Here is a 20,529-nt window from a genome sequence, read left to right as displayed (position 1 = left end):
GCGCGGGTTTTATGCGTGCCGTTTTGCTCGGCGCGTCGCTTTGCGTTTTCACCCTGCCCGCGCTGGCGCAGAATCTCGTACCGACAGATTTCTTCAACGCTCCGGTCGATCCGGCGGCACCGACGGGCGTCGAGGCCGCGACGCTGACATTTGATATCGCCAAAAACACCGTCACCGCTTCGGGCAATGTGATCCTGAAATCGAGCGGCTATATCGTCACCGGCGACACCCTTACCTATGACCGCGGCACCAACAAGGTGATCATGCTGGGCGCAGTGACGGTGACCGATCCATCCGGAAACGTGATGGAGACGACCGATCTCGACATTACTGGCGGGCTGCGAGCGGAATTTTTGAATGCGCTGACAATCACCTCCTATGACGGATCGCGCATTACGGCTGACAGCGCCGACTATAATTCGGCCGTCGAAACGATCCTGACCAATGCCGCTTATGCACCCTGCGGGGAGTGTATCGACGACAAGGGCCGCCGGATCGGCTGGTCGGTCAAGGCCACGCGGATCGTTCAGAACGCCGAAGACAATTCGGTGACGCTGGAGCAACCGAGCCTAGCGCTGCTGGGCGTTCCGGTTTTGTGGCTGCCGTACCTCTGGCTGCCGGATCTGAGCGGCACAGTTCTCGACAATGCACCGAAGCCGGTTTTCAGTTTTGATGACCAGACAGGGTTTGGGATCGGCGTCGATGTGACGGCCTATTCCAGCAAGTGGACCGATGTGATCCTCAGCCCGCGCTACTTTTCGCGGCAGGGCCTGTTGCTGGGCGCCGAATGGGTGCAGCGGTTCGACAATGGCTCGTTCCAGATCAAGGCCACGGGTCTGCGCCAGGGTGATCCAGGCGCTTATGCCGGCGAAGTCGGCAATATCGAGTGGCGCGGTGCCGTGCAGACGTCGGGGGTTTTTACCCCGATCGAGGAATGGGAAGCGGGCTGGTCCTATACGGCCTTTACTGATGCCAATTATCTCAGCGACTATGCGCTGACTGCGGCCAAGTCTTCGGTGAACCAGGTCTATGCGACGCATGTGAACCGGGACACCTATTTCGATATTCGCGCGCAGCAGTTCAACCAGCTCGGCAATGTGACCCAAGCGAGCCAGGATCAGCAGGGCGCGAACCTGCCGGTGGCGCGGTTTGAAAAGACAATCGACCTGGCCGACGATATGGGTCGCGTCACCGTCGAAGGGCATTTGCGCAATGTCACGCGGCAGGCGGATTCGCCGCTCGCGGCGGTCGGCGCACGATATGGCTATCAGGGCGCAAAGACCCATGCCATGGTGCAAGCGAGCTGGCAGAAGCAGTTCATCGGGGCCGGCGGGCTGGTCTTCACGCCCTATTTCGGCGGGCGAACCGATTTTTCCTATTATGATGGGCGCAGCGCGCTCTTGCCGGGCGAGACGAGCCTTTTCAGCGCGACGCCGATCGCGGCCATGGATGTGCGCTATCCGCTGATTGCGCGGCAGGCGGAAGTGACGCATATCGTCGAGCCAATTGCGCAATTGGTCTATCGCGGCTCGGACACGACGCGGGTCGGCATCACCAATGACGATGCGCAGAGCTTCGTTTTCGACGACACCAACCTCTTCAGCTACAATCGCTTCTCGGGATATGACCGGCAGGAAACGGGGCTGCGGCTCAATGTCGGCGGGCGATATCAGGCCAATTTCGATGGCGGCAGCTATCTCGAACTCGTCGGTGGACAGTCTTTCCATCTGGCTGGGGTGAACGCGTTTACCGCGCCTGATCAGGCGAACACTGCGGTCGGCAGCGGGCTCGATACGGCGGCCTCTTATGGCGTGCTCGGAGCCTATGGCTCTTTCATGCCGGGGCTGGTCGTGGGCGGCAAGGCGCAGGTCGATACCAGCGCCTGGACCTTGGCGCGGGCGAGCCTTGGCGCGAGTTACAGCAATGAAGGCTATGGCGCGACGCTCGACTATCGTTTCATCGAAGCCAATCTGGGTCTCGGGCAAGTGCGCGACCAGCACGAAATCGTCGGCTCTCTGACAGTGCCGGTGGCCGATTACTGGAGCATCCGGAGTGGCGCGGCCTGGGATATCGGCGCCAATAGCTGGCTGCAGGTGAGCGGCGGCGTGGTCTATGACGATGGTTACCTGACCTTTGGCGCCAATGCGGCGCGCAACGGGCCGACCCATACATCGCCCAATTCGACCAGCGTACTGGCGACCTTTGCCATCAAGGCGCCGGCGGGGCTCAACCTTGGTTACAGCGGCGCGGTGCCCGTCCCGTCGTTCTGATCTTTTCCGCCCGGATTTTGGCCGCAATTTTTGGTCAATTGACAGGGCAAGTTTAGGGTCGCATTGATGCGGCTCAATTTAAACGCGGACCTGACGATGACCTTTGCATTTCTGCGACGCGCCACCGGCGCCCTGTTTCTTGGCCTCGCGGTGACCGCGGCATCGGTCATGCCCAGCTTTGCGGCGACCGTCGTGACCGTCAATGGCATCACCATTACCGACGTGCAGGTCGACCAGCGTTCTCGGCTTTTCCGCATGGAAGGCAATCAGGGCGGGCGCAAGGGCGCAACCGATCAGCTCATTACCGAAGCCATCCAGATGAGCGAAGCGAAAAAGCTCGGCATCGACGTGTCGAATGCGCAGATCGACGAGGCTTTCCTCCAGATTGCGCGTAACCTTAAGATGAGCCAGGACAAGCTGAACCAGGTGCTGGCGCAGGGTGGCGTCAGCCAGGAAACGCTGCGCGATCGTCTGCGCGCTTCGATCGCCTGGAACGCTGTGGGTCAGCAGGCCGTGGTGCCGAATGTACAGATTTCGGATCTGGAGCTCGACCAACGCGCGGCATCGCAGGTCGCGGACTACCAGAAGTTCGACTATATCCTCAAAGAGATCATCTTTGTCGGTCAGGGCGCCAGCGGGCGCACGGCGCAGGCGAACAAGTTCCGTTCGAGTTTTGCCGGCTGCGATAGCGCCGTTCAGCTTTCGCTCGGCTATACCGATGCAGCCGTGGTCGATATCGGCCGCCGCCATGCGACGCAAATGCCCGAAGCCATGGCCAAGGAACTGGCTGGCATGAATGTCGGCGGGATCACCAAGCCACGCGTGGTCGAAACGGGCGTGTCGATGCTGGCGATCTGCGAAAAGAGCCAGGCCGAAGACCTGACCTTCGTCAAGGACGAGCTGCGCAACGAAGTTGGCGGCGAGACCATGCAGAAGGAAGCCGACGCCTATCTCGCGCGCCTCCGCCAGGAAGCCAAGATCATCTATAACTGAGTTTTCAGGCGCGGCGTTTGCCGCAGTGACAACCACTTTGCGGAGCCGCATCCTTACCGATGCGCCTCCGTTTTGCTTTGGGGGCAAGCATGGCACCGCTAGCGATCAGCATGGGTGAACCCGCCGGGATCGGGCCCGATATCATCTTGACGCTTTATGCGCAGCGGGAGGCGCTGGGACTGAAGCCGTTTGTGGTTTTCGGGCATACGGAGTTTCTCAAGGCGCGGGCGCGGCGGCTGGGGCTTGAGGTCGAGGTTGTTGCTGCGACGCCAGGTGACGCAGAGGATGTGTTTGCGACTGCGCTCCCTGTGACGGATATCCTCGGCGATGTGCCGGACCAGCCGGGCAAGCCGCATGGCGCCGCGGCGCCTGTGGTGATTGCAGCGATCGAGCAGGCGGTGGCGGCGGTCAAAGTGGCAGCCTGCAGCGGAATTGTGACGGCGCCAATTCACAAAGGCGCGCTTTATGAGGCGGGGTTCCGGCATCCGGGGCATACCGAATTCTTGGCGGCGCTTTGTGCGGAAAATGGCGTCGAGCCGCTGCCGGTGATGATGCTGGCGCATGAGGATTTGCGGACGGTGCCGCTGACCATTCACGTGCCGATCAAGGATGTGCCGGGGCTGATCTCGGTCGAGTTGATCCTTGAGACGCTACGCGTGATGGATCGGGACCTTCGGGCACGGTTCGGGATTGCGCGGCCACGGGTTGCTGTGTCGGGGCTCAATCCGCATGCGGGCGAAGGCGGGGCGATTGGGCGCGAGGAAATCGAGACGATCATTCCGGCGCTGGACGCCGCTCGGGGGGAAGGCCTTGATGTCGTAGGTCCCCTGCCCGGCGATACGCTGTTTTTCCCAAGGCACTGGCGGCAATATGATGCCGTGCTCGCCATGTATCATGATCAGGCACTGATCCCGATCAAGACCGTGGCGTTCGATGCCGGGGTCAATGTGACGCTGGGCCTGCCGATCGTGCGGACATCCCCCGACCATGGCACGGCATTCGACCTCGCCGGGACCGGAAAGGCCTCGACATCAAGCTTTTTGGCGGCCATAGCCATGGCGGAACACATGACGACCAGGACCCGATGAGCCAGATCGACAATCTTCCGCCGCTGCGCGACGTCATTGCCACCCATGGCCTGCGCGCCAAGAAAGAGTTGGGGCAGAACTTTTTGTTCGACCTCAACCTGACGGCGCGCATTGCCCGCGTAGGTGGTTCGCTCGAGGGCGTGCGTGTGATCGAGGTTGGGCCGGGACCTGGCGGGCTGACACGGGCGCTGCTGGCCGAAGGTGCGCGCGAAGTGATCGCCATCGAGCGGGATGCGCGGGCGCTGCCAGCGTTGGCGGAAATTTCGGAGGCTTATCCCGGCCGGCTGACGGTGATCGCGGGCGATGCGATGGAAATCGACTATCGCACGCTGGCCGATGGGCCGACGCGGATCATCGCCAACCTGCCCTATAATATCGGCACGCAGCTTCTTACTGGCTGGCTGACCATGGAGCCGTGGCCGCCGTTCTTCGAGAGCATGACGCTGATGTTTCAGCGGGAAGTCGCGGAACGCATCTGCGCCAAGCCGAGTGAAGATCCCTATGGCAGGCTCGGGGTTTTGGCCGGGTGGCGGAGCGAGGCGCGGATCGCGTTTAATGTCGGGAAGCAGGCCTTCGTGCCGCCGCCGAATGTTACATCGGCTGTGGTGCATCTGATGCCAAAGCCCGTCGAAGAAGGCTTGCCAGTTCGCCATGTCGAGCAGGTGACCAAGGCGGCGTTCGGACAGCGGCGGAAGATGGTGCGGCAATCGCTGAAGTCGCTGGGCGTGCCGGTGGAGGGGCTGCTGGCGGCGGCTGAGCTCAAGGGCGATGAGCGGGCCGAGGATTTGCCGATCAGTGCATTTTTGGCCATGGCGCGTGCTTTGCCGGGGCTGAGAAGCTAGGCACACGATCACGTTAGACTATCCCGTAAGACAGCATTAACCATGTTCGTTCAGATTTCCCTCACCATATTTGAGGGTAGTTTGAATGAATCGTCACACCGCAGCTTTTGCAGCAGCCCTGTTCGCTGCTGGCAGTTCGTCGTTCGCCCTCGCGGCCGATTTCGTCACCGAAATGCCGATACCGGATGTAAATTACGGTCTTCAGGTCGGGAACTGGGACGGCCCATTTGTCGGTGTCTTCGGCGGATATGAACGCGGCACTGTCACCTCGCCGACTACGTTCGATCTCAACGGTGCGCTTTTGGGCGTTAATGCCGGTACCAATTTCACGCTCGAGAATGGCGTCGTGATCGGCGTCGTCGGCGATATCGCCTGGTCAAATGCTACCGATCCGGACTTTTTCGCCCCACCCAGCGCGTTCGACCTGAACTGGTTTGGCAGCGTCCGCGGTAAGGTTGGCTATGATGCGGGCGCCTTCATGCCTTACGTGACGGGCGGTCTGGCGATTGCTGGTGGCAAGCTGACGGCAATCACGGGCGATGTCGTTGCCTCGAACGCGCACTATGGCTGGACCGTGGGCGCGGGCGTCGAGGTCAAGGCGACCGACACTATCGGGATCGATCTTTCCTATCGCTATTCCGACTATGCGGCGCGCACCTATGGCCTCACCGATTGGAAATTTGCGACCCATCAGGTGACTGCCGGCGTGAACTGGCACTTCTGAGCGTTTTTCGCTCCGACAGTACAAAACGCCTGCCCTTCGCTTGGGTGGGCGTTTCGCTTTTGGGGCTTACTGCGCCAAAGGCGCTTGCGCCGGTTGTTCTGGTTCTAGGAGCGGCGGGATGAAGGCGAGCCGGATGGCGACGAGCAAAGCCAGGACGGTTGCCGTGCCGCAGACGAGGAGGACGCCGGGCCAGTTCCAGGCGGTCCAGGCGTAGCCGCCGAGCGTGCCAAGCGATGAGGCACCGAGATAATAAGCGACGAGATAGAGGGCGGAGGCTTGAGCCTTGCCGGTGCGGGCGCGGCGGGTGACCCAGGCGCTAGCGACGCCATGGGCGGCAAAGAAGCCCATGGTGGCGATGGCGAGACCCAGGATTGTGATGACGGTGCTGTCGAAGGCTGTGAGCGCCATGCCAGAGCCCATCAGTGTAACGAGCGCCCAGAAGACCTTGCGACGGCCGAGGCGCTGGGAGAGGCCACCGGCCCAGGTGGAACTGAGACTGCCCAACAAATAGACGAGAAAAATGGCAGCGATGGCCGAATGGCTAAGGAGGAAGGGCGGCAGGGCCAGACGAAAGCCGGCATAGTTATAGAGCGTGACGAAGGCGCCCATGAGGAGGAAAGAGCTGGCGAAAAGCCAGGGAAGCGCGGCGTCAGAAAAGCTGGCGCGGCAGCGGCGCCAGAGTTCGGGCAGGCGGATGGGGTCACGGACGGAGCGGCGGGGCTGTGGCAACAGGATGATTACGGCGAGGACCGCGGCCATAATGAGGGCGGCGAGGATGCCGGTGCCGAGGCGCCAGCCGAGAAGATCGGACAGGATGCCGGAGATGACGCGGCCGGCCATGCCGCCTATGGCGGTGCCGCCGATGTAGAGCCCCATAGAGAAGCCGAGGCCGTCGGCGTCCATTTCCTCAGACAGGTAGACCATGGCGACGGCTGGGATACCGGCGAGGGAGAGGCCCATGGCGGTGCGGAGGGCGATGAGCTGCCACCAGGTCTGCGCGAGGGGCAGTAGCAGTCCGAGAAGTGCTGTGACGGTCAGGGCGCCGACCATGAGGCGACGGCGGCCGAGGCGATCCGAGAGGAAGCTTGCGGGGATGAGCGCCACGGCCATGGTGGCCGTGGTGACCGAGAGGGCGAGCGAGGCAGTGCCGGCGTCACGGACCCAATATTGGGCGAACATGGGCAGCAGAGGCTGCACCGAATAGAGCGAGGCGAAAACGGAGAAGGCCGAGAGGAAGAAGGCGATATTGGCGCGGAGGAATTCGGGCGTGCCGCGACGAATGCCGGGCACGGGCGGCATGATCAGGCCGGGCCGATCTGGTTTTGCAGATCGCGCACGAAACTATCGAGATCGCTCTGACGCTTGCGATCGAGACGGGCCGACGCGAGGATGGCGCGGACGCGGGCGACGGAAAGTTCGAGGTCTTCATTGACGAGGACGTAGTCGTACTCGTTGTAATGATCCATCTCACGGCGCGCGTTCTTGAGGCGCTTGTCGATGGTGCCGACGCTGTCCTGCGCGCGGCGTTCGAGGCGGGCGCGCAATTCCTTGATCGAGGGCGGCAGGATGAAGACCGTCACCATATCGGCGCGGCACTTTTCATAGAGCTGCAGCGTGCCCTGATAGTCGATATCGAAGAGGATATCGTTGCCGGCGGAGAGCTGTTCTTCGACGCGGGCGCGCGGAGTGCCGTAGAAATTGCCGTGGACTTCGGCGGATTCGAGGAGGCCATCATCGCGGCGCATCTGCTCGAAGGTCGGCACATCGATGAAGTGGTAGTGCTTGCCGTCGATCTCGTCCGTGCGGCGGGCGCGGGTCGTGACCGAGACCGAGAGCTTGATATTGGGATCGGCGCCAAAGAGGGCGCGGGAGATCGATGACTTTCCGGCGCCTGAAGGCGAGGCGAGGACAAGCATGACGCCGCGGCGCTGAAAATCCATGACAGGCACTCTATTCGATGTTTTGGACTTGCTCGCGTAGTTGATCGATCGCCGCCTTGAGGTCAAGGCCGATGGCGGTCAGTTCCACGGCGTTCGATTTCGAACAAAGGGTATTGGCCTCGCGGTTGAATTCCTGAGCGAGGAAATCGAGGCGGCGGCCGACCGCACCAGCGGTCGCAAGCAGCGCCCGGGCGCCAGCGATGTGAGCGCGAAGACGGTCGATCTCTTCCTGGATATCGGCCTTGGTGGCGAGGACGAGAGCTTCCTGAGCGAGACGCTCGGGCGAAATGTCCGCCTCCTGGCGGAGCGACTGGACCTGCTGGCTGAGGCGAGCAGCGATGACGTCACGCGAGCGGGCGGGATGAGCATCGGCCTGATCGACCAGCGCGGCGATGGCATCGACCTGGGCAACAAGGATTTGGGCGATGCGCGCGCCTTCGTCGAGGCGGGATTTGATGAGGCCGGCAATCGCTTCGCGGACAGCCGCCATGAGGACGGGCTCAAGCCCCTCTTCGTCGAGGCCCCTGCTCTCTTCGACGGCGAGTACGCCGGGCAGCGACAGGATGCCATCGAGAGTTGGGCGCTGGGCATCGACGCGATGGGCGAGACTGTCTATGGCAGCAAGAACGGTTTCAAGCGCAGCCTGATTGACGGAGACGGCGCCCGACGTGCCCTGGCGATCAAAGCTTATGGCGAGATTGACGGAGCCGCGGGACAAGGACTGGCTGAGGAGTTGGCGTAGCGGAATATCGAACGCGTCGAGACCGGGCGCGAGGCGCGAGCGGATATCGAGACCGCGTCCATTGACGGATTTGAGTTCGACGCGGAGCCGCGTGGAGCCGAATGCGGCCTCGGACCGGGCATAGCCGGTCATGCTCGCAAGGCGCGAAGTCACTGACTTGCGCCCTCAGCAGCAGGCGTTTCCGGGGCTTGTTCGGCTTCCTCAGCCTCCAAAGCCTTGCGGGCGGCTTCCGCATCGCGATCGGCGGCAGCCTCGATCTCGCGATAACGGGCGACGTTTTGCTGATGCTCGGCATAGGTTTCGGCAAAAACGTGACCATCGCGCGGCGAAGCGCCCTTGGCGACGAAGTAGAGGTAATTGTGGTCGTCGGGGTGAGCGACAGCCTCAAGGGCCTCGATGCCGGGATTGGCGATCGGCGTCGGTGGGAGGCCATCGATCTGATAGGTATTATAGGGCGTTGCCTTATCGATTTCCGAGCGGCGCAGACCGCGATCGAGCGTCGATTGGCCGAGGGTGATGCCGTAGATGATGGTCGGATCGGACTGCAGGCGCATGCCTTCGCGCAAGCGATTGACGAAGACGGCGGCAACCTGCGGGCGCTCCTCGGCGACGCCGGTTTCGCGTTCGACGATGGAGGCAAGAATCAGCATCTGCGCGGGCGATTCGAGCGGTAGATCCGGTTCGCGCGCTTCCCAGACTTCGTTGAGCGCCTTGGTCATGGCCGCCTGCATGCGATCAACGACCGACTGACGCGTGTCGCCGGGGAGGTAATCGTAGCTGCCGGGGAGGATCGAGCCTTCGGGCGGCAGGGTATCAATGGTACCGGTGAGGCGATCATCGGCATTGACGCGCTGCACGACCTGCCAGGAGGTCCAGCCTTCGGGAATGGTGACGGCGTAGCGGATCGGCGTGCCGGTCGTCAGTTCGTTCAGAATATCGGACATGCTGGCGCGCGCGGGAATGGTGAAATCGCCGGCCTTGACCGTCGTCTTATCGGCAACCCGGCTGCCGAACTGGCTGAAAATCAGCGAATTGGAGATAAAGCCCTGCTCTTCGAGACGGCTGGCCGTGGTCGAGAGCGCATTGCCGGTTTCGACGCGGAAGACGCGATCTTCAGGCAGGGGACCATCGCCATAATATTGCGAGGCAACGAAGAGGAAACCGCCACCAACGACGACGAGGCCGATGACAAGCAAGGTCAGGAGCGCGTTGAGCACATCGACAAGACCATTGGACGAGCGGCGGCGGCGTTTACGTCGTTCGTTCATCGTCGGGAATCACCTTTCGGCCAGTGGGCAAATCATCGTGTCGCCACACCGTGGCGAAGCGGCGGCATTGTTTGCAATGGATTTGAATAAAAACAAGGGGGGCACGTTGCCTGCTCTGGCAACGTGCCCCCCTTGCATGCGAAAAAATCAGGCGACCTTGCGCATCACCAGCGTGGCATTGGTGCCGCCAAAGCCGAAGCTGTTGGAGAGCGCCACGTTGATTTCCTTCTTGAGCGCCACCTTGGGAACAAGGTTGATCGGCGTTTCGACGGAAGGATTATCGAGGTTGAGGGTCGGCGGTGCGATGCCATCGCGCATGGCGAGAAGGCAGAAAATGGCTTCGACCGAGCCTGCGGCACCCAGGAGGTGCCCGATGGCCGACTTGGTCGAGCTCATGACGCGACCTTCGGCAGCGTCGCCGAGAACGCGGGTAACGGCGCCGAGTTCGATTTCGTCGCCGAGTGGCGTCGAGGTGCCGTGGGCGTTGATATAGTCGATCTCGGAGGCCGAGATACCGGCGCGCTTGACGGCAGCGCTCATGGCGCGGAAGCCACCATCGCCATCCGGCGCGGGCGCCGTGATGTGGTAGGCATCGCCGGAAAGGCCATAACCGATGATTTCGCCATAGATCTTGGCGCCGCGAGCCTTGGCGCGCTCATAGTCTTCGAGCACGACGATGCCGGCGCCTTCGCCCATGACGAAGCCATCACGATCCCGATCATAGGGGCGCGACGCAGCGGTTGGATTGTCGTTAAAGCCGGTCGAGAGCGCGCGGGCTGCAGCGAAGCCGGCGAGCGACAAACGATTGACGCAGCTTTCCGCGCCACCTGCCACCATCACATCGGCATCGCCGAACGCGATCAGGCGGGCCGCATCGCCGATGGCATGCGCACCGGTCGAGCAGGCGGTAACGACGGAATGGTTCGGACCCTTGAGGCCGAAACGGATCGAGACATGGCCCGAGGCCAGGTTGATCAGACGGCCGGGAATGAAGAAGGGGCTGATGCGGCGCGGGCCCTTTTCGTGCAGCGTAACGGAGGCATCATAGATGCCACCGATGCCGCCGATACCCGAGCCGATCAGGACGCCGGAGCGCTCCTGCTCTTCCTGGGTCTTGGGTTCCACACCCGCATCCTGGATGGCCTGGGTGGCAGCGGCCATGGCGTAGACGATGAAATCGTCGACCTTGCGCTGTTCCTTGGTTTCCATCCACTCGTCGGGATTGTATTTGCCCTCGGCATAATCCCCGAGGGGCAGCCGATGGGCGATTTGGCAGGCGATATCATCGACCTGGAAGTCGTCGATACGCTTGGCTCCACTCTTGCCTGCGATAATATTGGCCCAGGTGGCCTCAACTCCGCAACCAAGGGGCGTGACAAGCCCCATTCCGGTGACGACGACTCGACGCAGTTCCATGTCTAACCCTGCCCGGCCAGCTTAGCTGGTGGCCTTGGTCAGGAAGGAGACAGCGTCGCCGAAGGTCTGGATCGACTCAGCAGCGTCATCCGGGATCTCGACCGAGAATTCTTCTTCGAAAGCCATCACCAGCTCGACCTGATCGAGCGAGTCAGCGCCCAGATCGTCGATGAAGCTGGCCTTTTCAACGACCTTCTCGGCGTCCACATTGAGGTGTTCCACAACGATCTTGCGGACCCGATCAGCGACATCGCTCATATTTGACTTCCCTTTTTAGAAATCGACGTTTCGTTTCGCTTCTTATTGGCGCTAGGCCAATTCAGCAAGCTCGGTTTTGACTTGCCGGGGCTCAGTGTAAGCGGCCTTTCAGGCGCTCGCAAGGGAACCGGCAAGAGTTAACGCGGCGGCGAGTAACACGTTTCATTTCGCTTTGCCAGCCGCGTGAACCTTGGTTTCCAAGGGTTTTGGCCCCTTGAAACCAGGATTTAGATCATCGCCATGCCGCCGTTGACGTTCAGCGTGTGACCCGTGATGTAGCCGGCAGCGTCGCTGGCAAGAAATACCGCGCAAGCGGCAACTTCCTGGGCGCTGCCCAGGCGATTGGCCGGAATGGTCGACAAAATCGTCTCGCGCTGCTTGTCGTTGAGCTCATCGGTCATGGCCGATGAGATGAAGCCAGGGGCGATGGAATTGACCGTGATATTGCGGCTGGCGACTTCGTGGGCGAGCGCCTTGTTCATGCCGATGAGGCCAGCTTTTGAGGCAGCGTAGTTCCCCTGCCCCGGATTGCCCATGACGCCGACGACGGAGGAAACGCCGATGATGCGGCCCCAGCGCTGCTTCATCATTCCGCGTAGGACCGCGCGATTGAGGTGGAAGGCGGCGGTGAGATTGACTGCGATCACCTCGTCCCACTCTTCATCCTTCATGCGCATGAAGAGATTGTCGCGCGTCATGCCGGCATTGTTGACGAGGATATCGAGGCCACCCATGGCCGCTTCCGCGGCGGGGACGAGCTTATCGACGTCGTCGAGCTTGGAGAGATTGCAGGGCAGTATCGGGCATTCCTTGCCGATTTCCTTGGCAGTATCTTCAAGGGCGCCCACACGGGTGCCCGAGAGGGCCACAGTGGCGCCTGCTGCTGCCAGCGCCTTGGCGATCTCGCGGCCAATGCCGCCACTGGCGCCAGTGACAAGAGCGCGCTTACCGGTCAAATCGAACATTTTTATTCCTCAGGTCCAGCGGTCTCGGGTTCAAACGGTGACGGCAGTCAGGAAGGCGTCGATATCGGCGGCCCCGGAGATCGACTGGGTCGCAACATCGGGCGCGATGCGCTTGGCAAGGCCCGAAAGAACCTTGCCGGTGCCGAGTTCGACCAGCTGGGTGACACCACCCTCGCCGGCAAGCCAGGTGACGGTTTCGGTCCAGCGGACGACGCCGGTGACCTGCTCAACGAGGCGCTGGCGGATTTCGGCGGGGTCGGAAATGGGAGCGGCGAGCACATTGGCAACAAGCGGCACGACCGGCGTCTTCATCTCGACTTCGGCGAGCGCAGCGGCCATGGCATCGGCAGCGGGCTGCATGAGCGAGCAATGGAAGGGGGCGCTGACGGGCAGCAGCAGAGCGCGCTTGGCGCCTTTGCCCTTGGCAATCTCCAAAGCGCGTTCCACTGCGGAGACGGCGCCGGAGACGACGACCTGGCCCGGTGCATTGTCATTGGCAACCTGGCAGACTTCACCCTGCGCGGCTTCTTCGGCAACGGCGCGGGCGGCGTCGAGATCAAGCCCGAGAAGCGCAGCCATGGCGCCGTGACCGACGGGAACGGCCTTCTGCATGGCCTGGCCGCGTGTGCGCAGCAGTCGGGCTGTATCGGAGAGCGAGAATGTGCCGGCGGCGCATAGGGCAGAATACTCGCCGAGCGAATGGCCAGCGACGAATTTTGCGGTCTTGGCCAAGCTGAGGCCGCGCGTTTCGAGAACGCGGAGGACAGCAATGCTCGACGCCATCAATGCCGGCTGAGCGTTTTCGGTCAGACGCAGAACATCCTCGGGACCTTCGAACATGATCTGGGACAGCTTTTCACCCAGAGCGGCGTCCACCTCGTCAAAGACGGCACGGGCTTCGGGAAAGGTCTCGGCCAATTCCTTGCCCATGCCTACGGCCTGGCTACCCTGGCCGGGGAAGGTGAAAGCGATGCTGGACATGTTGTCTCCGGGGTTGCGGAACAGTGCGTGGCGTTTGCCGAGTGTATTTAGCTGAGTCAAGCAATCTCTCTTAAGGACTTTTGCGGGAGAATTGCGGCCAAGCGTGATCTCTGTGCCATTTAGCGGATCAGGATCCGCACGTATTCGTTCTGTCGCGTTTCTCAAATTTATGGCTGCTAGGAATTCCGCGCAGCTTTTGTGGAATGCGAGAATCTGGAGGCGCCATGGACAATTCTACCGCAGTGGGATCGACCAAGCGCCTATCCCCCAAGCAGATCATTCTCGGCTTGATGGTCGCCGGCAGCACGCTTTTATGGTGCGTCGCAGGGCTGCAACTTCAGGCCGTGGCGCCCGATGTCGGCATTTGGCCGGCGAACGCGATATTGCTGGGGATATTGGCTGCCAACCGCCGCGCCAATACGCCGGTGACCTGGATCCTCTCGGCACTGGCCTATGTGCTGGCCGCCCTGCTGATGGGGCGCAGCCTTGGGCAGGCCGTGCTGTTCATGATCGAAAATGCGAGCGGCATTTTCGTGGGTCTGCTGCTCATTCATCGCTATTCCGCGCGACTGACGCCGATCACGGACCCGGCCGGGCTTGTGACCATGTTCGGCATCTTGCTAGCCGCATCGCTAACCCACGGGCTCGTGGGCGATCTGATCGCGCCTTCGGGCTTTGACATCGCCCTGCTCGAAGGCTTTTTCCTGCGCAGTGTTACGGAATTCCTGAACCTGACGATCTTCCTGCCGCTGGTGGCGGCGCAGCGGATGATCCGCGGACCGCTCAAGCAAAAAGCAGGACCGGGTCGCCGCAGGTTCGTGCTCCACAGCGTTTCGCTGGTCTGCCTGGTTGCCGCTTTTGCCGGCATGGCCATCATCGGCGGGCCGGGAGCGCCGGCGTTTTATCTGCCGGGCTTGATCTGGTGCGTAACGCGCGTCCGGTCGCTGGTCGGCTTTATACTTGCGGCTATCGGCGCCGTTTGGACGTTGGTGTCGGTGCAAACCGGGATTGTGTCGCTCTATGCCGAGCATCTCCATGTCGAAACGCAGCTCGACCTTGCGTCCTTCCGGCTGGGTGTTGCGTCCATTACGCTCAGCGCCCTCGCCGTCGTGGCGCTCAACGCCTTCTGGCGACGGTCAGCGCAGGAAGACAAGCAACGCGCCGACCATGACGCGCTGACGGGATTGCTGACGCGAAAACAGTTTTACGAGAGTGCCAACTATTCACTTGGTCAGCTCAAGCCAGAGACCAACAGCATTGCCATTGCCATCGAGATCGACCGGTTCCGATCCATCAGCCACGGGCGCGGGCAGGACACGGGCGACCAGGTGGTGCTGACCGTGTCGGAGCTTTTGACGGCCAATATCCGCCGGGGCGACATTCTCGGGCGGCTTGGCGGCGAGGAATTTGCGATTCTCTTGCCCGGAGCAGGCCTCGAAGAGGGCAATCGGGTTGCCGAACGCATGCGCGCTTCGATTGCCGCCGAACCGTTCCGGCATGACGGGTCGGATTTTAGTACCAGCGTCAGTATCGGGCTCGTCGAATTCAAGACCCCTGCCAATTTCTCGCGCATGCTGAGCCTTGCCGACGAAGCGCTTTATGAGGCCAAGAGCGCCGGGCGCAATCGCGTCGTCGCCTATCGCAATGACGGGTCGGACGAAAACGCCGCCTGAGGCGCGAAGGGGCAATTTGCTTGCATTGAGGGCGCGTTGCTCTTATAGGGCACCCAGCAATTCGTTTGGCCGGGGGCTGAACGGAGGGTTTTTCCTTTGCAAGGCTATCTAGGCTTTGCGTCGGGAAAGATAGGATCGTCAGACGTCCGGCCTCCCGTGTTCCCGCTCTTTGCAAGACTGCTTTGACGCCTTTCCCGGCTTCGAAGGGGCTCCGCGCCAACGGACTGTATGACAACTGAAAGGAAGGCGCACTTCATGGCCCTTTACGAACACATCTTCCTGGCGCGCCAGGACGTTTCCCAGCAGCAGGTTGAAGAACTGACCGCTGCGCTGACCGAGATCCTGTCCCAGGGTGGCGGCAAGGTTACCAAGAACGAATATTGGGGCCTCAAGGGTCTCTCCTACCGCATCCGCAAGAACCGCAAGGCTCACTACACGCTGCTCAACATCGACGCTTCGGCTCCTGCCGTTGCCGAAATGGAACGCCAGATGCGCATCAATGAAGACGTTCTCCGCTTCATGACCGTGCGCGTCGACGAGCTGGAAGAAGGCCCGTCCGCGATGATGCAGAAGCGCGATCGCGACGATCGTGATGGTGGTGGCCGTGGCGATCGTGGTGGCCCGTCGGGCGACCGTCGTCCGCGCCGCTTCTAAGATAAGGAACGCATAGCCATGGCTATTAAAGACCTCACCACTTCCCAGGCCCGTCGTCCGTTCCAGCGCCGCCGCAAGACCTGCCCGTTCTCGGGTGAAGGCGCGCCAAAGATCGACTACAAGGACGTCCGCCTGCTCTCGCGCTACGTTTCCGAGCGCGGCAAGATCGTCCCAAGCCGCATCACCGCCGTTTCTGCCAAGAAGCAGCGTGAACTGGCTCGCGCGATCAAGCGTGCCCGCTTCATCGGCATCATGCCGTATGCCGTCAAGTAAGCTCGCTGGGCAGGCGATCTAGCGGCGGTCCGCTGCGCTTCCGGTGCTCACGTACTTAGGTACGCTCCGCTCCGGTTCTCGCGGATCACCACTATCTCATCCCCCCAACGGCTTCCTTTGGCATACCAGTGCCAAACCAAAATACCCGCTGGGGTTGCGGATGGTCTGCAACTCCTAACCGTCTTAACGACGGGACAGCCAAAGGAATAAAAGAATGAAAGTCATTCTCCTCGAGCGTATCGGTCGCACCGGCACCATCGGCGACGAAGTCACTGTGAAGGACGGCTTTGCCCGTAACTTCCTCCTGCCCCAGGGCAAGGCTCTGCGCGCCACCGAAGCCAACCGCAAGCGTTTCGAAAACGACCGCGCGCACATCGAACAGCGCAACGAAGAGCGCCGCAACGCTGCTGCCGGTATCGCCGAAGGCCTCAATGGCCGCACCGTGGTGATCATCCGTCAGGCTGGCGAAACCGGCCAGCTCTATGGTTCGGTTGCTGCTCGCGACGTCGTGGAAGCCCTGGCCAACGATGGTTTCATCGTCCAGCGAAACCAGGTCGACCTTGCCGATCCGATCAAGTCGGTCGGCGTGCACACCGTGCCGCTCAACCTCCACGCTGAAGTTGCTGTGACGATCACTGTGAACGTTGCTCGTTCGGCTGACGAAGCCGAGCGCCAGTCCTCGGGTGAAGACGTTACCGTCCACACCTTCGAAGACGACGAAAACAGCGACTTCGCCGCTGGCCAGAAGGACGCTGCTTCGGACGACCGTTTCGAAGAGTAGTTTTTTCAACGCTGCACTTTTCGAAAGGCCGGGCTCACGCTCGGCCTTTTGCTTTGGCGTAGTAAAGGCCTGATGCGTCACGTTTCGGTCACAGGCCACGGCTCTAGTCAAATCCGACCAGATCGGAGAAAGACCAGATGCGCTTGACCGCCTGCCTGACTTTGACCGCCCTTCTCGTGGCCGCGTCCCCTGCCCTCGCGCAGAAAACCAAAACCGTCAGCTTCATCGATAGTCTCAACCAGGCAACGGCGACCGAAGCGGTCGAGAGCTTTGTCGATGCGATGGAAGCGCAGGATTTCTTCTCGGCCTATTATTACCTTTCGCCCGAAGCCAAGGACGGGACCTATCAGACGCTGGCGTCGCTGCAGTTCGGCAAACTCTTGCCGGGAACAGACCCGTTCAAAATGGAAGGCTCGGTGATCGGCGACCGCACACTGCCGGCGGTGCTGCAGGAGGACCTGACCGAAGGCGCGCAGATTTTCGACGATCTCATGCAAGGGGCACTGGTCTCGGGCCATGCGCCATTCACCTTCGAAGATGCCGAGGTGATGTCGATTACCGAAGGCGACGCCGAGGGAATGGCAGAAGTTGCCGTGAGCAAGGGGCCAAGCCCGCTCAAACTATCGCTTGAAAAGACCGAATGGGGCGATTGGCGGGTGGACGAGATCACCTGGGAGGGTTCGGCTGAAGGCAAACCATGGGACGCAGGCGAGAGTGCGCCGGTCGAAGGGGCGACACGGGCCGAGGGTCCACGGACCATCCTCGACACCCTGACGACCGAAACGCCTGAAGACGTGGCGGAAGCGTTCGTCAATGCTTTCGCTGCAGGAGATTACTATCAGGCGCATCTGCTCATGAGCCCGGCCGCGAAACGCGCGCTGCTCGATCCGATGCGGCCCATCATGATGATGCAGTTCCTGCCCGGGCTCGACGAGGCCGATTTGCCGGGAACGGGGCTATTTCGCCAAGTCCAGCGGGCGGACGCCTTGGCATTCGACACGATGCGCGATCCGGCAGTGGTGATGCACCGGTTGCTGACCGCAGCGGAGAGGCAGGGCGTCATGCCATTCAGTCTCGATGGTGCTGAGATCGAAGGCGTTGGTCACGTCACAGAGCCAAGTGAGCCTGACACGGGCATAGTGGCCGAGACGATTGCAACGGTGAAGACATCAGGCGATCCAGACAGAATCACGCTTCATCTGGTGCAATTGCCCAACGACCAATGGCGTGTGGATCGACTTTCCTGGGTGGGATCGCTGGACAAGCTGCGACCATGGGGTGTGCCGATTTAAGCGGCGGCCACCAAAATTGGTGGTATCGGCAGGTGCGCGCGTTTTAGCTTTGGCGCGCAAGCACTTGGCCCTATAATGCCATGACTTCTGGGGGACAGAACCATGCGATTTGCTGCAGCCGCGCTGACAGCGCTAGTCTTGTGCGTGCCGGCCATGGCGCAAGAAGGCCGGACTTTCGTCGACCGCTTACCGATGGACACGCCGCAGAGAACGGCCAAAGCCTTTATCGACGCGTTCAACGCCAAGGACTTCGTGACCGCTTATTACATGCTGTCGCCCGAAGCCAAGCGCACCTTTGTCGATAGCTATTATGCCTATACGGCCGGCCGCTATTTCACCGTCGGCGAGACCGGCTTGGTCGAGGGCTCACTGCTGTCCGATGCGACGCTTTCGGACGATGAGCTGGCCGAGGTCGGCGACGACACCGCGTTGATCTTCGACAATCTCGTGTTTCACGCCGATGCCAATGGCGAGATGCCATTTAGCCTTGCAAATGCCGAGCCGGCACTGGTTGAGCCTACGGGTGAAAAGACGGCCCTCATCACAGTCGAAGGAGGGCAGCCGGCGACGATCCTGATGGATGCTGAGCTGCTCTATAATGGCGATTGGCGGATCGATCGAATCCACTGGGCCGGATCCGATGCCGCGCTGAAGCCATGGGGCCTCACCACCGGCAAGGTGAAGAAGCATGAGACAGCCCCGGAAGCGGAAGACGCGCCTGCCCCGACTCAGCCATGATCGTGTGCAACACTGGAGATCTCTACAATCCCCGTTGTTCACAGTCTTCACAGCCTGCGGAGTTTATTAAGCCTTAGCCTCGTAGGTGATGTGAGACTCTAGCTGCGCTTGCGTGGTTAGAAAGGTTAACACACCCGAGGACACCAATGGCTGAGATCGCGCGGCTGCACCCGGCCGAAGACAAGTCGTTTCGCTTAGCGCCCCACAATGTGGAGGCCGAGCAGGCGCTGTTGGGCGCTATCCTCATCAACAACGAAGCCTTTTATCGCGTCTCGGATTTTCTCGAGCCGGAGCATTTTTACGAGCCGGTTCACCGCGATATCTATGACATCACCAGCAAGGTAATCCGCGCCGGCAAGTCGGCTGATCCGACGACCATCAAGACCCACCTGCCCGATCAGCTTCTGCCCGAAATGACGATGTCGCAATATCTGGCGCGTCTGGCGGCGGAAGCGACCACGGTCATCAATGCGGGCGACTATGGCCAGGCGATCTACGACCTCGCGATCCGCCGCAACCTGATCCTCGTCGGCGAGGAAATGGTTTCGGTCGCCTATGAGTCGGAAGTCGAAATGACGCCGACCAAGCAGATCGAAAAAGTCGAAGGCGAGCTGTTCCAGCTTGCGGAAAAGGGCCGCTACGATGGCGGCTTCCAGGCTTTTGGCGCCGCGCTCAGCGCCTCCATCCGCATGGCAGGCGAAGCCTTTCAGCGCGATGGCGGACTTTCGGGCGTCGCAACGGCACTGCACGATCTCGACCGGCAGATGGGTGGTTTGCAGCGCTCGGACTTGATCATCATCGCTGGCCGCCCCGCCATGGGCAAGACGTCGCTCGTGACCAATATCGCCTATAACGTCGCCAAGGCCTGGCGCGGAGAAGTGACGCCCGAAGGCCACAACAAGACCGTCGATGGCGGCGTCGTGGGCTTCTTCAGCCTCGAAATGAGTTCGGAACAGCTCGCGACGCGTATTCTCGCCGAACAGGCAGAGATTTCATCGTCGGACATTCGCCGCGGCCGCATCCACGACAGCCAATTTTCCAAGCTGGTCGATGTGTCCAATATGATGAGCAAGGTGCCGCTCTATATCGACGACACGGGCGGCATTTCGGTGGCGCAGCTTGCGGCGCGCGCGCGACGACTGAAGCGGCAGAAGGGGCTCGACCTCCTGATCGTCGACTATCTCCAGCTGCTTTCGGGCTCATCGAAGGCATCGAGCCAGAACCGCGTGCAGGAACTGACCGAAATCACGACGACGCTGAAGGCGCTGGCCAAGGAACTGGAAGTGCCCGTCATCGCGCTCTCCCAGCTTTCCCGTCAGGTCGAAGCGCGCGACGATAAACATCCTCAGCTAGCAGATTTGCGCGAATCGGGTTCTATCGAGCAGGACGCCGACGTGGTGATGTTCGTTTACCGCGAAGAGTACTATCTGAAGAACAAGGAACCCAAAGAGGGCACGCCAGAGCACATCACCTGGCAAGGGGAAATGGAGCAGGTGCACGGCAAGGCGGAAGTCATCATTGCCAAGCAGCGCCACGGCCCCACCGGCACTGTGCAATTGAGCTTTGAAGCCCAGTTCACCCGCTTTGGAAATCTCGCAAGGGCAGACTACCTGCCCGAACGCATGGAATAG

20 protein-coding genes are annotated in these 20,529 nt (G+C 61.4%); 12 read left to right on the top strand and 8 right to left on the bottom strand.

Annotated elements, in window-relative coordinates:
• Positions 1-11: 11 nt before the first annotated feature.
• The 5 genes from lptD to ASE94_RS14475 all read left to right on the top strand — a co-directional run bounded on the left by lptD (position 12) and on the right by ASE94_RS14475 (position 5,917).
• Positions 12-2,270 (top strand): LPS assembly protein LptD, encoded by a 2,259-nt coding sequence (lptD, locus tag ASE94_RS14495; protein WP_062630990.1) that lies wholly within the window; start codon positions 12-14, stop codon positions 2,268-2,270.
• Positions 2,271-2,366: 96 nt separating this feature from the next.
• A complete protein-coding gene (locus ASE94_RS14490) occupies positions 2,367-3,263 on the top strand; it encodes a SurA N-terminal domain-containing protein (protein ID WP_162236099.1) in 897 nt (298 codons plus the stop codon).
• Positions 3,264-3,352: 89 nt separating this feature from the next.
• Positions 3,353-4,351, top strand: a complete 999-nt coding sequence (pdxA, locus tag ASE94_RS14485) for a 4-hydroxythreonine-4-phosphate dehydrogenase PdxA (protein ID WP_062631357.1) — start codon at positions 3,353-3,355, stop codon at positions 4,349-4,351.
• Positions 4,348-5,193: a 16S rRNA (adenine(1518)-N(6)/adenine(1519)-N(6))-dimethyltransferase RsmA gene (gene rsmA / locus ASE94_RS14480; RefSeq protein ID WP_062630988.1), complete on the top strand. Its 846-nt coding sequence runs from the start codon at positions 4,348-4,350 to the stop codon at positions 5,191-5,193. The genes pdxA and rsmA overlap by 4 nt, the downstream gene beginning before the upstream one ends.
• An 85-nt stretch (positions 5,194-5,278) precedes the next feature.
• Positions 5,279-5,917, top strand: a complete 639-nt coding sequence (locus ASE94_RS14475) for an outer membrane beta-barrel protein (RefSeq protein WP_062630987.1) — start codon at positions 5,279-5,281, stop codon at positions 5,915-5,917.
• Between the two features lie 66 nt (positions 5,918-5,983).
• On the opposite strand, the gene ASE94_RS14470 is transcribed toward ASE94_RS14475, so the two are convergent.
• From ASE94_RS14470 to fabD, 8 genes are all read right to left on the bottom strand, one after another.
• Positions 5,984-7,216: an MFS transporter gene (locus ASE94_RS14470; RefSeq protein WP_062630986.1), complete on the bottom strand. Its 1,233-nt coding sequence runs from the start codon at positions 7,214-7,216 to the stop codon at positions 5,984-5,986.
• 2 nt (positions 7,217-7,218) lie between these two features.
• Positions 7,219-7,857 (bottom strand): guanylate kinase, encoded by a 639-nt coding sequence (gmk, locus tag ASE94_RS14465; protein ID WP_061907152.1) that lies wholly within the window; start codon positions 7,855-7,857, stop codon positions 7,219-7,221.
• 10 nt (positions 7,858-7,867) lie between these two features.
• Positions 7,868-8,752 carry a YicC/YloC family endoribonuclease gene (locus tag ASE94_RS14460; RefSeq protein WP_244484050.1) on the bottom strand — a complete coding sequence of 295 codons (885 nt, stop codon included), beginning with the start codon at positions 8,750-8,752 and terminating at the stop codon, positions 7,868-7,870.
• On the bottom strand, positions 8,749-9,867 hold the full coding sequence (gene mltG / locus ASE94_RS14455; protein ID WP_061907153.1) for an endolytic transglycosylase MltG: 1,119 nt from the start codon (positions 9,865-9,867) through the stop codon (positions 8,749-8,751). The genes ASE94_RS14460 and mltG overlap by 4 nt, the downstream gene beginning before the upstream one ends.
• A 147-nt stretch (positions 9,868-10,014) precedes the next feature.
• A complete protein-coding gene (gene fabF, locus ASE94_RS14450; RefSeq protein WP_062631356.1) occupies positions 10,015-11,277 on the bottom strand; it encodes a beta-ketoacyl-ACP synthase II in 1,263 nt (420 codons plus the stop codon).
• A 27-nt stretch (positions 11,278-11,304) separates the two neighbouring features.
• Complete coding sequence (locus ASE94_RS14445; protein WP_035083768.1) at positions 11,305-11,541, bottom strand: acyl carrier protein; 237 nt, start codon at positions 11,539-11,541, stop codon at positions 11,305-11,307.
• Positions 11,542-11,768: 227 nt separating this feature from the next.
• Complete coding sequence (gene fabG / locus ASE94_RS14440) at positions 11,769-12,506, bottom strand: 3-oxoacyl-[acyl-carrier-protein] reductase (RefSeq protein WP_061907154.1); 738 nt, start codon at positions 12,504-12,506, stop codon at positions 11,769-11,771.
• Between the two features lie 30 nt (positions 12,507-12,536).
• Positions 12,537-13,487: an ACP S-malonyltransferase gene (gene fabD, locus ASE94_RS14435; RefSeq protein ID WP_062630984.1), complete on the bottom strand. Its 951-nt coding sequence runs from the start codon at positions 13,485-13,487 to the stop codon at positions 12,537-12,539.
• 224 nt (positions 13,488-13,711) lie between these two features.
• On the opposite strand from fabD, the gene ASE94_RS14430 reads away from it, so the two are divergent.
• The 7 genes from ASE94_RS14430 (at position 13,712) to ASE94_RS14400 (ending at position 20,529) form a co-directional block, all read left to right on the top strand.
• Entirely contained in the window at positions 13,712-15,160 is a 1,449-nt protein-coding gene (locus tag ASE94_RS14430) for a GGDEF domain-containing protein (protein ID WP_062630983.1), read from the top strand.
• Between the two features lie 255 nt (positions 15,161-15,415).
• A complete protein-coding gene (gene rpsF / locus ASE94_RS14425) occupies positions 15,416-15,814 on the top strand; it encodes a 30S ribosomal protein S6 (RefSeq protein WP_061907157.1) in 399 nt (132 codons plus the stop codon).
• A gap of 24 nt (positions 15,815-15,838) precedes the next feature.
• Entirely contained in the window at positions 15,839-16,087 is a 249-nt protein-coding gene (gene rpsR / locus ASE94_RS14420) for a 30S ribosomal protein S18 (RefSeq protein ID WP_152565849.1), read from the top strand.
• Positions 16,088-16,301: 214 nt separating this feature from the next.
• The gene (rplI, locus tag ASE94_RS14415) at positions 16,302-16,868 is read left to right on the top strand and encodes a 50S ribosomal protein L9 (RefSeq protein WP_061907158.1); all 567 of its coding nucleotides are present in this window, start codon (positions 16,302-16,304) and stop codon (positions 16,866-16,868) included.
• A gap of 137 nt (positions 16,869-17,005) precedes the next feature.
• Positions 17,006-18,160, top strand: coding sequence for a hypothetical protein (locus ASE94_RS14410; RefSeq protein ID WP_062630982.1), 1,155 nt, complete (start codon positions 17,006-17,008; stop codon positions 18,158-18,160).
• A gap of 102 nt (positions 18,161-18,262) precedes the next feature.
• Complete coding sequence (locus ASE94_RS14405) at positions 18,263-18,898, top strand: hypothetical protein (RefSeq protein WP_156352162.1); 636 nt, start codon at positions 18,263-18,265, stop codon at positions 18,896-18,898.
• 146 nt (positions 18,899-19,044) lie between these two features.
• Entirely contained in the window at positions 19,045-20,529 is a 1,485-nt protein-coding gene (locus ASE94_RS14400) for a replicative DNA helicase (protein WP_061907161.1), read from the top strand.

The organism is Devosia sp. Leaf64 (genome assembly GCF_001421945.1).
GTDB lineage: Bacteria > Pseudomonadota > Alphaproteobacteria > Rhizobiales > Devosiaceae > Devosia.
This window is presented reverse-complemented; position numbering and strand designations above follow the sequence as displayed.